At 68.3% G+C, this 13,326-nt stretch carries 12 protein-coding genes and 1 tRNA gene; 8 read left to right on the top strand and 5 right to left on the bottom strand.

The features are described 5' to 3' along the window. The first annotated feature begins 51 nt into the window (after positions 1-51). Positions 52-1,344 (top strand): aminotransferase family protein, encoded by a 1,293-nt coding sequence (locus tag BOO71_RS19555; protein WP_075835220.1) that lies wholly within the window; start codon positions 52-54, stop codon positions 1,342-1,344. A 145-nt stretch (positions 1,345-1,489) separates the two neighbouring features. On the opposite strand, the gene BOO71_RS19550 is transcribed toward BOO71_RS19555, so the two are convergent. Continuing rightward, positions 1,490-2,239 (bottom strand): WecB/TagA/CpsF family glycosyltransferase, encoded by a 750-nt coding sequence (locus tag BOO71_RS19550; protein ID WP_075835218.1) that lies wholly within the window; start codon positions 2,237-2,239, stop codon positions 1,490-1,492. A 182-nt stretch (positions 2,240-2,421) separates the two neighbouring features. On the opposite strand from BOO71_RS19550, the gene BOO71_RS19545 reads away from it, so the two are divergent. Beyond that, complete coding sequence (locus BOO71_RS19545; RefSeq protein ID WP_075835216.1) at positions 2,422-3,096, top strand: Crp/Fnr family transcriptional regulator; 675 nt, start codon at positions 2,422-2,424, stop codon at positions 3,094-3,096. A 66-nt stretch (positions 3,097-3,162) separates the two neighbouring features. Beyond that, the gene (gene bshC, locus BOO71_RS19540; protein ID WP_075835214.1) at positions 3,163-4,719 is read left to right on the top strand and encodes a bacillithiol biosynthesis cysteine-adding enzyme BshC; all 1,557 of its coding nucleotides are present in this window, start codon (positions 3,163-3,165) and stop codon (positions 4,717-4,719) included. Between the two features lie 45 nt (positions 4,720-4,764). On the opposite strand, the gene ftsY is transcribed toward bshC, so the two are convergent. Both ftsY and BOO71_RS19530 read right to left on the bottom strand, forming a co-directional pair. After that, a complete protein-coding gene (gene ftsY / locus BOO71_RS19535) occupies positions 4,765-5,721 on the bottom strand; it encodes a signal recognition particle-docking protein FtsY (protein WP_075835212.1) in 957 nt (318 codons plus the stop codon). Between the two features lie 145 nt (positions 5,722-5,866). Then, complete coding sequence (locus tag BOO71_RS19530; protein ID WP_075835210.1) at positions 5,867-7,660, bottom strand: GAF domain-containing sensor histidine kinase; 1,794 nt, start codon at positions 7,658-7,660, stop codon at positions 5,867-5,869. A gap of 259 nt (positions 7,661-7,919) precedes the next feature. On the opposite strand from BOO71_RS19530, the gene BOO71_RS19525 reads away from it, so the two are divergent. From BOO71_RS19525 to BOO71_RS19510, 4 genes are all read left to right on the top strand, one after another. Further along, positions 7,920-8,996 (top strand): Mrp/NBP35 family ATP-binding protein, encoded by a 1,077-nt coding sequence (locus BOO71_RS19525; protein ID WP_075835208.1) that lies wholly within the window; start codon positions 7,920-7,922, stop codon positions 8,994-8,996. Further along, positions 8,993-9,736 carry a helix-turn-helix transcriptional regulator gene (locus BOO71_RS19520; protein ID WP_083653660.1) on the top strand — a complete coding sequence of 248 codons (744 nt, stop codon included), beginning with the start codon at positions 8,993-8,995 and terminating at the stop codon, positions 9,734-9,736. The genes BOO71_RS19525 and BOO71_RS19520 overlap by 4 nt, the downstream gene beginning before the upstream one ends. A 69-nt stretch (positions 9,737-9,805) precedes the next feature. Further along, the gene (locus BOO71_RS19515; RefSeq protein ID WP_075835206.1) at positions 9,806-10,396 is read left to right on the top strand and encodes a 2'-5' RNA ligase family protein; all 591 of its coding nucleotides are present in this window, start codon (positions 9,806-9,808) and stop codon (positions 10,394-10,396) included. A 127-nt stretch (positions 10,397-10,523) separates the two neighbouring features. After that, positions 10,524-10,599: transfer RNA gene (locus BOO71_RS19510), tRNA-Trp, on the top strand. A gap of 58 nt (positions 10,600-10,657) precedes the next feature. Here the strand turns inward: BOO71_RS19510 and BOO71_RS19505 are convergent. Both BOO71_RS19505 and BOO71_RS19500 read right to left on the bottom strand, forming a co-directional pair. After that, a complete protein-coding gene (locus BOO71_RS19505) occupies positions 10,658-12,085 on the bottom strand; it encodes a sensor histidine kinase (RefSeq protein WP_075835204.1) in 1,428 nt (475 codons plus the stop codon). Between the two features lie 177 nt (positions 12,086-12,262). Next, positions 12,263-12,925 carry a response regulator transcription factor gene (locus BOO71_RS19500; protein WP_075835202.1) on the bottom strand — a complete coding sequence of 221 codons (663 nt, stop codon included), beginning with the start codon at positions 12,923-12,925 and terminating at the stop codon, positions 12,263-12,265. Positions 12,926-13,068: 143 nt separating this feature from the next. On the opposite strand from BOO71_RS19500, the gene BOO71_RS28875 reads away from it, so the two are divergent. Then, on the top strand, positions 13,069-13,326 hold a 258-nt coding region (locus BOO71_RS28875), incomplete at its 3' end, for a hypothetical protein (protein ID WP_254843224.1).

Below are 13,326 nucleotides of genomic sequence, written 5' to 3'. Positions count from 1 at the left end.
TCAATTCCAGGCCGATTCAACCCTGATCCTATTCAACTCTAGGATGGCCCCATGTCCAACGTCTTCTACCGCTCGCGCAAACCCTACCCTGTCGCCAGCCATGCGAAGGGCGTCTACATCTTCGACGACAGCGGCAAACATTATTTAGACGGCAGTTCCGGCGCGCTCGTCGCCAACATTGGGCATGGGCGGGCGGCGGTGGCGGACGCGATGGCGGCGCAGGCGCGGCGGCTGGCCTTTGTCCACGGCTCACAGTTTTCAAGTGAAGTGCTGGAGGAGTACGCCTCCCGCCTCGCCACCTTTCTGAAGCTGCCCGATTTCCGCTTCTGGGCCGTCTCCGGCGGTTCGGAGGCCACCGAGAGCGCCATCAAACTGGCCCGCCAGTACCACGCCGAGCGGGGCGAGACGGGGCGCTACCGCATCGTCACGCGCAGGCCCAGCTACCACGGCGCGTCGCTGGGGGCACTGGCGGCGTCCGGCATGGGCGCACGCCGCGAGCTGTACACGCCGCTGATGAACGAGGCCGCGTGGCCCAAGCTCGCCAAGCCTGACCCCACACTGTCCGGCGAACAGGATGCCGAACGCTTACGGACACTGCTGGAAGAACTGGGACCCGACACGGTGGCCGCCTTCATGTGCGAGCCGGTGGTGGGCGCGTCGGACGCGGCACTGGCCCCGAATGCGGGCTATCACGCGCGAATTGCCGAAATCTGCCGCGAATACGGCGTGCTGTTCATTGCCGACGAAGTTATGTGCGGCATGGGCCGCTGCGGAGCGCCGCTGGCCGTTCGGCTGGGCGGAGAGGTGACCCCTGACATCGTGGTGCTAGGCAAGGGTTTAGCTGCCGGATACGCCCCCCTGGCCGGATTGATGGCCAGCCCCGCCGTCCACGACACCGTGATGAACGGCTCCGGGGCCTTCAAACATGGCTTTACCTACGCGGGCCACCCGATCAGCGTGGCGGCGGGTTTAAGCGTGCTGGACATCGTCGAGGACGAACAGCTTGTGGAAGCGGCAAACGAACGGGGCGCTCAGCTTCTTGAAGGTTTGCAGGCGTTGAAGGCGAAGTATCCCCAGATTCTGGAGGCGCGCGGTCACGGCCTGCTGCTGGGACTGGTCCTGGGCGATCCCGCAACCGGACAGGCGTTCGGGACTCCGGGGCTGGCGGACCGGGTAGCGGCGGCGGCGCGGGCACGCGGCCTGATCACCTATCCCGGCTCCGGCGCGGTGGACGGCGTGCGCGGCGATCATCTGCTGCTGGGGCCACCGCTGAGCATCACGGCAGCGGAAGTGGACGAGATGCTGGCGGGTCTGGATGGGGCCTTGGCAGACACACAGGGCTGAGGGCGGAAACGCTGGTCACACGCCCCCTCACCCTTCCGGCGCTGCGCGCCTCCCTCCCTCTCCCACAAGGGGCGAGGGGATTGAAACTTCCACGCCCTGCATACCGCTTCCCATCTTTTCCCACACTCTACAGCCCACACCCCATCTACCGCTTCCGCCGCTTCTCCGCCCCCACAAGACGCACAAAATTGAGCAGCCGGGGCGCACGGTTCCACCGCTTCCGGTCCCCAGCCACGCGCCAGACCCATTCCACGCCCAGTTTGCGGGTCCAGGCGGGGGCCAGCTCTGCCGTTCCGGCCAGCACGTCGATCACGCCGCCGCAGCCGATCATCACGGGCACGCCCAGTACGCCGCGCTGGCCCTGGTTAAAGACCTCCTGCCGCCCCGCGCCCATCGCGGTCAGCAGTAGATTCGCGCCGCTTTCGCCCACCAGCCGGGCCACGCGCTCATCGTCCTCCGGGCCAAAGTAGCCGTGGTGGATTCCGGCCACCGTGACGCCGTAATCGCGGGCTGCATTCTGGGCGGCGGCCTCGGCCACACCGGGTTTCGCGCCCAGAAAGAACACGCGCAACTCCACGCCGTGCTGTTCCATCAGGCCCCTGACGATGTCGAAGCCGGGGGCGCGCGGCACCTCCTGACCGTGAAGCTGTTTGGCGGCGTACACGATGCCCACGCCGTCCGCCGTGACCAGATCGGCGTCCTGAACGGCCTGGGCAAATTCAGGATGGCTGCGCGACTGCACGATGATTTCCGGGTTCAGGGTCACGACGGTGTGCGGCGCGCGGGCCGGGTCCGCCAGCCAGCCGCCCAGCAGCGTCAACGTGCCTTGCAGATCAATCACGTCCAGCGGCAAGTCGAACAGCCGCAGGCGCGGGCGGGGGGCAGGAGAGGACATTCGAGGAGGATTCTAAACGTTCGCGTCCTACAAGGGCGTCTGTTTCTTGGTTTCGAGGGAGGGGCCAGAAGGGACACACCACAGGGAATACCCCGAAAAACCGCCCAGCAACGGCGTTTCCCTCCCGGCACCACGCCCCCGCTTGCGTTCCCCGGCGGCAATTGGGGCATACTGAGCCGCATATGTTGCCCGGAGCATTTGGAACCCTGCCTGAGACGGCGCAGGCACAGGTCATGGCGGCGGGGCGGGTGGGGCGCTGGGCGCGGGCCGGGCTGCTGTTTCACCCGGAAGACGCCGCCGAGACGCTGTTTCTGATTCTGCGCGGCACGGTGCGGCTGTACCGCCTGGGCACCGGGGCGCGCGAAGTCACGCTGGACGTACACGGCCCCGGTGCGCTGCTGGGCGTCTCGGCCCTGACCCCCGGCGAGAGCTACAACGTCTACGGCGAGGCGATGGACGACGTGGAGGCCCTGATGCTGGGCCAGGACGCCCTGCACCGCCTGACAGGCGCGCAACCGGCGGTGGGCGTGGCCCTGACCGAGCAGATCACCCGCCAGACGCGCGGCGTGCAGGAACGCCTGTCCGGGCTGGTCTTTTTAGAGGTCTCGCAGCGGCTGGCGCTGGCGCTGCTGAATCTGGCCGAACGCGAGGGCGGCTGGCCGGAGGAAGGGCCGATTGCCCTGAAAGACCGCGTCTCGCACCAGGACCTGGCCTATGTGGTGGGCAGCACGCGTGAGACGATTACCAAGCTGCTGGGAGACTTCCGCACACGTGGGCTGCTGGACCTGGGCTACCGCCGTATTATCCTGACCGACAAGGGAGGTCTGCAAAGGGCCTCACGGGAATCGCTGCGCTAGGTAGGGCTTTGAGATGAACCAGAAACTGATCCCCGGTTTACGCCGGGGCGGGAAGGAATGGGCGGTATGGCGCGGAATATAGCGGCGGAGTACAGGGCCGGAGGGCTGGAAGAGTTCTTCCGCCTTCCGGTGGACGCAATGAAACAGGCTCAGGCCGAGGTCAGGCCAGACATTGACCGGGGGGCGCTGGCAGAGGCTTTGCGCCAGTATCACCAGGGTCTGGGAACGCTGGACAGGACCGTGGAGGAGGCGCTGTCCCGGCTGGCCCACCCCGCGTCCAGGGTGGTCGTGACCGGGCAGCAGGCGGGGGCACTGACCGGCCCGGCCTACAGCGTCCACAAGGGCGCAGACGCCGCGCTGCTGGCCCGCAGCCTGAACACCGAAGATGCCCCGGTGGTGGCGATCTACTGGGTGGCCAGCCAGGACCACGACGCGGCAGAGGTGGCCAGCACCAGCCTGCTGGACATGTCGGAAGTGCTGCACCGCCTGACACTGGACGTGCCCGAAGGTGTGCCGGTGGGCCGCGTGCCGTGGCAGCAGGAATGGACCGCTCAGGCTCTGGCCTTGCTGGACGCTTTCGATGCGCCGCCCGAATACATCGCTGCCGTGCGGGCGCGGCTGGTACGGGCTATAGAGGCGGGCGGCAGCTACGCCGACGTCTTCGCACGCCTGATTCACGGTCTGCTCTCTCCTGCTGGCCTTGTCGTGCTGGACCCCCTGCACCCCGCGCTGGCCCGGTTGATGGCCCCCACCCTGGCGCGTGAATTACAGAACCCGCTGGCCTCCTCGGCAGCCATCGAGGACGCGGCGGCGCGGCTTCTGGCCCAGGGTTTCACACCGCAACTGCGCCGCGCGGCAGGGGCCACCAACCTGTTTATCGAGGAAGAGGGTGGCCAGCGGCGACTCCTGAAGCTGGACGGGCAGACTTTCAGCACCGACACCCGCGAGTACACCCGCGCCGAGTTACTGGCCGTGCTGGACGCCGATCCCAGTCGCCTGACCCCGGCGGCGGGTCTGCGCCCGGCAGTTCAGGACGCGCTGCTGCCCACGCTGGCCTTCGTGGTGGGGCCGGGGGAAATCGCGTATGGCGCGCAACTGCGGGAGGTCTACGAACTGCACGGCCTGAAACAGCCGTTGCTGTGGCCGCGCCTGACCGTGACATGGCTGGAGCCGAACGTGGCCCGCCTGCTGAGGCGACTGGGTGCAACTGCCGCCGAGGTTCAGGCCGATCCCGAGGGCGTCCTGGGCCACGCCCTGGCCCATGAACGTGGCGCGGAGGCAGTCACATCCGAGAAACTGGCGGAGATAGACGCCCAGCTCCGCGCCGTGATGGACGAAATTGCCGCCCTCGATCCCACCCTCGTCGGCGCGGCAGAGCGCACCCGCTCCCGAGTGACCGGGCGGGTCAGCCGCCTCCAGACCCAGGCGGTGCGCGCTCTGGCACGTCAGGAAAATGACCGCAGCGGGCAACTCACCCGGCTCAAGGCCCATCTGCTGCCGGGCGGCACACCCCAGGAACGCGAGATGAATTTCCTGACCTACCTGCTCAAGCACGGTGAAAAACCACTAGAGCTGTTGCTGGCGCTGGAGCCGGGGTGGCGGGGAGAGATCGAGATTCCCTGACCGAGATGGGGAGGAACGATGTTCTCACTCCTCCCCACTGCTCGCCTATTGCTTCGGCACTTCCACATCGAACAGCGCCCGCACGAATTCCTGGCTGTCGAAGGGTTGCAAGTCGCCCGCGCTCTCGCCCACGCCGATGAATTTGATCGGCACACCCAGCTCGCGCACGATGGGGATCAGGATGCCGCCCTTGGCCGTGCCGTCCAGCTTGGTGACGATCACGCCGGTCAGGGGCGTGGACTCGTGGAACTTCTTGGCCTGCTGCAATCCGTTTTGCCCGGTCACGGCGTCCAGCACCAGCCAGACCTCGGCAGGTTCACCGGGGTCGGCCTTCTCGATCACGCGGCGCACCTTCTTCAGTTCTTCCATCAGATTGTGCTTGTTGTGCAGGCGTCCGGCGGTGTCCACGAACAGCAGGTCGGTGCCCCGCGCGGCGCGGGCGGTGGCGGCGTCGTAGGCCACGGCGGCGGGGTCTCCGCCATCGGTGCCTTGCACCACCGGCACGCCCAGGCGGTCTCCCCATTCACCCAGTTGCGCCCCGGCGGCGGCGCGGAAGGTGTCGCCCGCCGCGAACATCACGCTGTTGCCCCGGCCCATGTAGTACTGGCCCAGCTTGGCAATGGTGGTGGTCTTGCCCACGCCGTTGACGCCGATCACCATGATCACATGCCCGTTCGGCTGCACCGACACGCGGCTGGCCTGCGGCGCGAAGCCCAGTTTGCGGAACTCGGCGCGGCTGGCGTTGGGTTCGAGTTGCAGGGTCAGGGCGTCCATCAGCGCCTGCTGCATGTTCTTGCCCTCGCTGCGGCGCACGTCTTCCAGAATTTCCTCGGTGGCGGCGCGGCCCACATCGGCGGCGATCAGCGCGTACTCCAGGTCTTCAATGGTGTCCAGACGGTTGTTGAACACGTCCTTGACGTCGTTGCCCATGAATCCGGCAGTCTCGTTGATCTGCGCGCGGGTCTTGCTGAGGCCGCTGCGCAGGCGTTCGAGCCAGCTCACGGGCGGTCCCCGGCGAGGGCAGGTGTCGGGCAGGAAAAGAATGGGGCGATCATGCCCCCACCATAGCGCCCGCTGCCGGGGGCAAAAGGGCAGCGGGCGCTCAGAATTTCCAGTGTGCAGGGCCAGTGTGGAAAGGAAGCCGGGCCTAAGCCTGCGGCATCTCCGCCTCGATGGTGGTGCCCCCGCCCGGCGTGCTGAGGACGCGGTACTGGCCGCCCCTGGCCTCCAGGCGTTCGCGCATCTGGGTCAGGCCCAGGCCACCCGCACTGCTGACCCGTCCGGTGACCGCCTCCAGATCGAAGCCAGCGCCGTCGTCCTTCACGCTCAGGAGGACCCGCCGCGCGCCGCCGTCCAGGGTCACGCGCACCTCGCCCGCGCGGGCGTGCTTGGCGACATTGTTCAGGCTCTCTTGCAAGATACGGAAGACCACGGCCTCGTCGCCAGGCGAGAGATGCACCTCGCCGGTCACGTCCAGACTGCTTCTGATGTTGTTCTGCTCGCCAAAGTCCAGCACATAACGGCGTACCGTTTCGAGCAGGCCATAGCGTTCCAGATCGATGGGCCGCAGGGCAAAGATGCTGCGCCGAACCTCCTTGATCTGCTCGCGCAGCAGTGCCGTGGCCGCGCGCACGTCAGCCTCGGCCAGTTCGGGATCACTGTGCATTTTGCGGGCCACCACGTCCAGCTTGAGGGCCGCGAAGGCCAGCGACTGCGCCACGCCGTCGTGGATCTCGCGGGCAATTCGGGCACGCTCGTCGCTGATCGCCAGTTCCTCGGAGTACAGGTAGGCGCGGGCATTGCGAACCGCCAGGGTGGCCTGCCCGGCCATTAGGGCCAGCAGCGATACGCGGGCGGCCTCGAACACCCCCTCACGCGGATCGCCCAGCATCAGGACGCCCACCAGCCCCTCCTCGTCGCGCATGGGCAGGCCCAGCACGCTGCGGGCCTCGGGGAACACCTGACACGCCTCGGCCCCGGTGACGATCAGCGGCCCGCTGGACTGCGCCACCCGCGCGGCGAAGGCCGGGGCCACGCCGCCGCCGGGCGCGTCGTTCCGGCTGGCTCCGTCGCTCCTGATTCCACCGCCGCCAACTCCACCGCCGCTGACCTCGCCGCGCCGGTCCTGGGCGTACTCCAGCCGCAGCACGCCATCCTCATCGCTGAGATACGCCGCGCGGGCCTCCGCACCCACCCGGCCCGCCATCGTACTGGTCACGCGCGACAGCAGACGGCGCATGTTGCGCTCGGCGCGGATGCTCTGGTCCACGCTGTACAGGGTCATCAGGTCCAGGGTGCGCTGGCGGGCGGCCTCCACCCCGGTGGCCACTTCGGCGGCCAGCGCCTGCGCCAGTTCCGCCGTGTCCGCGCTGGGCGGGGTCTCAAAGTGCAGCAGCAATGCGCCGCCGCCGGGAACACTGACCTTGAGGGGATGCAGCGCGGCGCTGGGGGCGCTGAGCAATGTTTCGCCGCGCGCCGTACCGCTCAGGCCGCCAGGGACGGTCAGCGTGGCGTGGGTGGCCCCGGTCACGCGCACCGCGCCTCTGGCCGCCACCTCCAGCACCGCGCCCAGATCGGGTGCGCCGCCCAGATCACGCATCAGCTCCTGCACGCCCTGTAAGCGTCCGTGCGAGGCGCTGAGCTGCCCGTACAGGTCCCGCAGCTCACGCTCGGCGCGTTCGCGGGCGCGGGTGCCCTCGGCGATCCACTCCACGCTGAAGAAGGTCACGGCGGGACCCACCAGTCCGTAAAACAGCAGGTGACCCCACAGCTCGCGTTGCCCGTTGCCCAGCAGCGAAATGGTCAGTTCCACCGCGCCCACCACCAGCACGATCAGCGGCGGCAGCAGGTTGCGGACCAGCCGCACCCGGTCCGACAGCGGCGCACGCGGCGCGGCGGGGGGCCGGGCGGGCGGTCTGCGGGTGGCGGGAAGCTCGGTCATGCCCCCAGTCTAAGGTGGAAAGCACGTCAGGATCAGTAACTTCCGGTGCGGGGTAGGCAAAATTGGGACGGATGGACGCTTTCATAAAGTCTCTTTTCAGGCTTTCAGCTTCTCCCTCTCCTGGCATCTCCTGGGAGTGTGACGGCTTGCAGCAGCACCCAGCCCCGAAGCTTCGCCTGCCGTCCACCACACCTTGCCCCCTGCCCACTGTGAGCGCGTGGCTTGCCCCCCACTCAGCTTTGCGGTACTACTAACCCATATGCATGACGCCGTGATGGCCGCCCTCAGCACCGTGAACGATCCCGAACTGCACCGCGATCTGGTTTCGCTGGGCATGATCGAGCGCGCCGAGGTGGTGGGAGGTGTGGCCCAGATCAAGGTCAACCTGACCACTCCCGCCTGCCCGTTGAAGGGCCAGATCGAGCGTGAGGTCCGCGAGGCCGTGCTGGCGGTCCCCGGCGTGAATGACGTGCAGGTGACCTTCGGCGCGACTGTTCGGATGGCCGCGCAGCCCGCGCTGCCGGGAGTCAAGCATGTCCTGCTGATCGGCAGCGGCAAGGGCGGCGTAGGCAAGAGCAGCGTGGCCGTGAATCTGGCGGCCTCGCTGGCGGCAGACGGCGCGCGGGTGGGCCTGCTGGACGCCGACGTGTACGGCCCCAGCGTGGCGCACATGCTGGGCCAGGGTGCGTCGCGCGTGACCGCCAACGCCGAGCGCAAGATGCAGCCGCTGGAGGCGCACGGCCTGAAATTCATCAGCATGGCCAACCTCTCCCCCGCCGGACAGGCCCTGGTGTGGCGCGGGCCGATGCTGCACAGCGCGGTCCAGCAGTTCATCAAGGACGCGGCCTGGGGCGAACTGGATTACCTGATCGTGGACTTGCCCCCCGGCACCGGGGACGTGCAGCTTTCCCTGACGCAGACCGTGAACGTGACCGGGGCCGTGATCGTCACGACGCCGCAGGACGTGGCCCTGATCGACGCGGCGCGGGCCATCGACATGTTCCGCAAGGCCAGCGTGCTAGTGCTGGGCGTGGTGGAGAACATGAGCTATTTCGTCGCGCCGGACACCGGGAATGTCTATGACCTGTTTGGGCGCGGGGGCAGCCGCAAGCTGGGCGAGCAGTACCCGCTGCTGGGCGAGGTTCCCCTTGACATGGACGTGCGCCGGGACGCCGACGCCGGGGTGCCCGCCGTGCTGGCCCACCCGAACACCCCTGCATCGCAGGCGCTGATCAGTGTGGCGCGCAATCTGGCCGGACAGGTCAGCGTGCTGGCCGTGAATAAGGAGCTGAGCCAGTCCCTGGCCGACTTGCCGGATCAGTTGACCGTCGTATGAACGCTGGCTCATCCCACGCTGCCTCGCCCCACGCTGCCTCGCCCCACACGGCCTCGCCCCACACGGCCTCGTCCCACACGGCCTCGTCCCACGCTGCCGCTCCCGAACTGCCACCGCCCGCCCCGCCGGAGCGCACCAAGGTCCGGCTGCTGGAACTGGTGCAGCGCCACGGCCCGCAGACCGCGCAGGATCTGGCGGCGCGGCTGGAGGTCAGTGTGCCCGCTGCGCGCCGTCACCTGGGCGACTTGCAGGAGCAGGGGCTGCTGCTCTCGCGCACCGAACGGCCCGGCGGACGTGGGCGGCCCCAGCACGTCTTCAGCCTGACGGAGCGGGGCGAGGCGGGCTTTCCCCGCAGCTATTCCGGCCTGTGCGTGGACGTGCTGCGCCACGTCGAGGACCTGTTCGGCCAGGGCGCGGTGCTGAAGGTGCTGGACGCCCGCAATGTTGAGATCGAGGCTCGGATGCAGGCTGAAATCCCAGGGCATCTGCCGCTTGAAGACCGGGTGCGGCGGCTGGCGGCCCTGCTGTGCGAGATGGGCTTTGACCCCGTGCTGGAGCAGGACGGCGCGGACTGGTGCCTGACCCAGCGCAATTGCCCCAATCTGGCGGTGGCCCGGCAGTACAGCCAGCTCTGCGACTCAGAATTGAACCTGTACGCCAGTCTCCTGGGCGCGCCCGTGGTCCGTGAAACCCGCATCGCCTGCGGGCAGGGCGGCTGCCGTTACCGCATCGTCGGCTAAACCCGGTCTACCGCACCCCAGGCTGATCAGAACATGAGACGGTACAGTGGTCCCCAGGACTCCCCTGCCATGACCCAGCATCTGCCCCCCCTCCCCGAACCGCACAGGCCGCTGTACAGCCTGGTGGCCTGGCCCCCGCAGGTGCTGGACACCTGGATGCGCCGGGTCCAGGCCACGCTGAATGTCAGCGGCTTCGGCCTGCCCCACCTGAACCTGCGCGCCCCCTTCCAGACCAGCCTGAGCGGTCCCGATCTGGTGGCGGCCTTCCGGGGGGGCCTGCGCGGCGAACCGGCGCTGGAGGTGCGCGTGCGGGGCTGGAAGCGCCTGAGCGGCGTCATCTTTCTGGAGTTCGAGCTGGACCCGGCGCTGGCCGATCTCCACACCCGGATGCTGGAGATCGGCCCGTCCAGCCGCGCGCCCTACGACGGCCCCGACTACCGCCCGCACCTGACGCTGGCGCTGGGCATCCTGCCGTGGGCCGAGGACCTGCTGTGGGAGCAGGTGCAGGCGCTGACGCCCCCGCTGGACCACTTCACCGTCCAGGCCCTGAGCCTGACCCGCGAGGAACGCGGTGAGGTGCAGGAACATCACACCTTCCCGCTGATGCTTCCCCCCGACGAGGAAGCTCCGAGGACCGAGGCCGGGGCCGCGCCCAGTTAAATCGCCCAGCTAAATGACTTGGAGGGTCGCACACGTCTTGCACCGCTTCCCAGGCTCTGCTACTCTGTCCAGGCCCGCGAGAAAACGCCGTTTTCCGGTGGGTGTCCGGTCAGCAACATCTTGGCGAGGGTTCTTAGCTCAGTTGGTAGAGCATCGGTCTCCAAAACCGAGGGTCGCAGGTTCAAGTCCTGCAGGGCCCGCCAAATTATTCCCCGCATTGCGCGGGGTTTTTTCGTTTCTATCTGCCGGGGAGGACCGGTTCTATGGCCCGGCAGTGGAATCCCGGTGGAGTGGCCCTTCCCCTGGCAACCGCAACGTCGCCGTGAAGCCCTCTCCCGGCGCACTTTTTAAGGTCAATGTGCCGCCATGCAACTCGGCGGCGCGGCGGGCCAGCGCCAGCCCCAAGCCGTGGCCCTCGCCGCTGCGGCTGGCGTCCGGGCGATAGAACGCCTCGCCCAGCCGGGCCAGCACGTCCGTCCCCACGCCGGGGCCATCGTCGTGGACGGTGACGGTGGCCCAGCCGTCTGCCTCCGCCAGCGTCACCGTTACGGTTGCGCCGGGGGCGTGGCGCACCGCGTTCATGGTCAGGTTCCAGATCGACTGGCCCAGCAGCACCCGGTCTCCCAGCACCGTCACGGGCTGCGGGGCACTCAGGTCCACGTCCGCCTCTGTCTCCACATCAGGGGCATCCAGATCAGGGGCCAGTTCGCGGGCGCGGTCCACGGCGTCGGCGGCCAGCTCGCGCAGGGGCACCGGGGCGCGGGCCAGTTGCGAGGCGTCGCGCGCCAGCAGCAGCAGGTGGTTGGTCAGCGTGGACAGCCGCGTGATGTCGGTGCCGATCTCCTGCAAGTCGCTGCGGTAGCGCGCGGGGTCCCGGTCACGCGCCAGACTGCCCTCCACGCGGGCGGTCAGGGCGGCCAGCGGGGAACGCAGATCATGGGCCGCCGCGCGCATAAACGCCTGTTCGCGGTCACGGGCGTCGGCCAGGCGGCCAAAAGTACCTTGCAGGGTCAGCGCCAGCCGCGACAGCTCGTCGTCCTCGCCCGCGCCGGGCAGGGGGCGGCGAAGCTGCGCGCCCTCGCCCACCTCGCGCGCCGCATTTTCCAGCGTCCGCACGGGACGCAGCAGCCGTCCGGCCACCCACCAGCCCACGCCCAGCGCCAGCAGCAGCGCCAACGGCAGCAACCACGCCAGCGCCCGCGTGAACGCCTCGCGCGCCTCGCCCAGCGCCCGCGCGTCCGAGATCACGGTCAGGCGCAGGTTGCTGCCCCGCAGTTGCTGCACGGTCAGCAGTTGATCGCCGTTGATCCCCACCCCCATCGGCAGGTCCAGCGGCACACCCGGCGGAAAACGCGTGGTATGCACGTCCGACAGCTCACCGCCCTGCACGCCCTGAATACGGACCTCAAAGGCCCGGTTCTCGCCGCGCGTGTCGGCCAGACTTTCCAGGTCCGCTGACCGGATCGCCACGCCGTCCAGCCCAAAGGGCCAGTTGCGGTCGCTGGCGCGTTGCAGGGCCGCCTCCAGCCGCACCGCGATCACCGCACTGGTGGTTAGCAGCCGCTCCACCTGGGCCTGCCGCAAAAAACTGTTGACGGCAAAGAACAGTCCCGTCGCCACCAGCAGCACGGCCAGCCCGGTTGCCAGCGCCGAGAACAGCGCCAGCCTCAGCCGCAGCGTCAGGCGCATGGAGGATGTGAGGTGTGGGCAGTAGGCGGTGGGAAAGAGCAGGGCCAGAACATGAGGCGCGGAGGATGGATCATGGGAAGAGAAGAGGGAGACGATCTGCCGCCTGCACCCCGCGCGCAGCCTCCCAATCTCCGCGCCCTGTCTTTTTTCGCACCCTGCAACCCACAGCCCACACCCTCATTTTTCCACCCGGTAGCCCCGCCCGCGCTCGCTGCTGATCGCCTCCGGGGCCAGTTTGCGGCGCACATAGCGCACATACACGTCCACGATGCGGGCCTCGCCGCCAAATTCCGGTCCCCACACACGGTCCAGCAGGTCCTCACGGGTAAACCAGCGTTCGGGCGAGAGGGCCAGCGCCTCCAGCAGCGAGTATTCGCGGCCTGTCACCGACACCTCCGCGCCGTCCCAGGCCACGGTCCGGGCCACGGTGTCCAGCGCGCCGCGCCCAACCCCAAAAGAGACCTGCGGCGCGGTCTGGCCCCTTTCCCGACGCGACAGGGCGCGCAGGGTAGCCAGCAGTTCCGGCACCGCGAAGGGCTTGACCAGATACGCGTCGCCGCCCAGATCCAGCCCCTGTACCCGGTCCGCCAGTTCGCCGCGCGCGGTCAGAAACAGCACGGCGGCCTCCACCCCACCTGCGCGCAGTTCGCGGGCGATCTCGAAGCCGTCCATGCCGGGCAGCATCACATCCAGCACGATCAGGGGAAAGTCGCCCAGCAGCGCGGCCTCCAGTCCCTCGGGGCCAGTCTGTGCCCAGGTCACGGCATAGCCCGCCTCGCGCAGCGCGCCCACCGTCGGCTCGGCGATGCGCGCGTCGTCCTCTACCAGCAGTAAGCGCATATGGCACTCAGTCTACGGGGCGGCGTTAAGCCGGGGTTAGGCAGGCTTTTATCTCAACCAGATCCAATTCCCAAGACGTTCAGCGCGGCCAGAGGATCATGCCGTAGGCGTCTGACCAGATCGGTGAGGTGTCGTGTTCGCGCGTGCAAAAGGGTCAACAGTATGCCGTGCAGGACAGCCAATCCTTGCGCTCCTTGGCGCAGTCGGTGACGATCTTCATGGAAGATCGTGTCACGCCGATGGTGGCTCCGATTCTCGATACTCCAGTGTTGTCGCCAGATGTCCTCGGCTTCCCTTGCTGTGAGCAGCGTGCTGCTCACGGCAAACCGCACCTCATGGGTCACGCGCCCATCTCGGTGCGTGACCTGATGCTCCCGACGAATCAGGGTCTGAGCGGCGGG

The organism is Deinococcus marmoris, assembly GCF_001949125.1.
Classification (GTDB): Bacteria; Deinococcota; Deinococci; order Deinococcales; family Deinococcaceae; genus Deinococcus; species Deinococcus marmoris_A.
This window is presented reverse-complemented; position numbering and strand designations above follow the sequence as displayed.

What these genes read in the sequence shown, in the direction of transcription:
- BOO71_RS19555 (WP_075835220.1), top strand. Translation starts at nt 52, where the DNA reads ATGTCCAACGTCTTCTACCGCTCGCGCAAACCCTACCCTGTCGCCAGC.
- BOO71_RS19550 (WP_075835218.1), bottom strand. Translation starts at nt 2,239, where the DNA reads ATGTCCTCTCCTGCCCCCCGCCCGCGCCTGCGGCTGTTCGACTTGCCG.
- BOO71_RS19545 (WP_075835216.1), top strand. Translation starts at nt 2,422, where the DNA reads ATGTTGCCCGGAGCATTTGGAACCCTGCCTGAGACGGCGCAGGCACAG.
- bshC (WP_075835214.1), top strand. Translation starts at nt 3,163, where the DNA reads ATGGCGCGGAATATAGCGGCGGAGTACAGGGCCGGAGGGCTGGAAGAG.
- BOO71_RS19530 (WP_075835210.1), bottom strand. Translation starts at nt 7,660, where the DNA reads ATGACCGAGCTTCCCGCCACCCGCAGACCGCCCGCCCGGCCCCCCGCC.
- BOO71_RS19525 (WP_075835208.1), top strand. Translation starts at nt 7,920, where the DNA reads ATGCATGACGCCGTGATGGCCGCCCTCAGCACCGTGAACGATCCCGAA.
- BOO71_RS19520 (WP_083653660.1), top strand. Translation starts at nt 8,993, where the DNA reads ATGAACGCTGGCTCATCCCACGCTGCCTCGCCCCACGCTGCCTCGCCC.
- BOO71_RS19515 (WP_075835206.1), top strand. Translation starts at nt 9,806, where the DNA reads ATGACCCAGCATCTGCCCCCCCTCCCCGAACCGCACAGGCCGCTGTAC.
- BOO71_RS19505 (WP_075835204.1), bottom strand. Translation starts at nt 12,085, where the DNA reads ATGCGCCTGACGCTGCGGCTGAGGCTGGCGCTGTTCTCGGCGCTGGCA.
- BOO71_RS19500 (WP_075835202.1), bottom strand. Translation starts at nt 12,925, where the DNA reads ATGCGCTTACTGCTGGTAGAGGACGACGCGCGCATCGCCGAGCCGACG.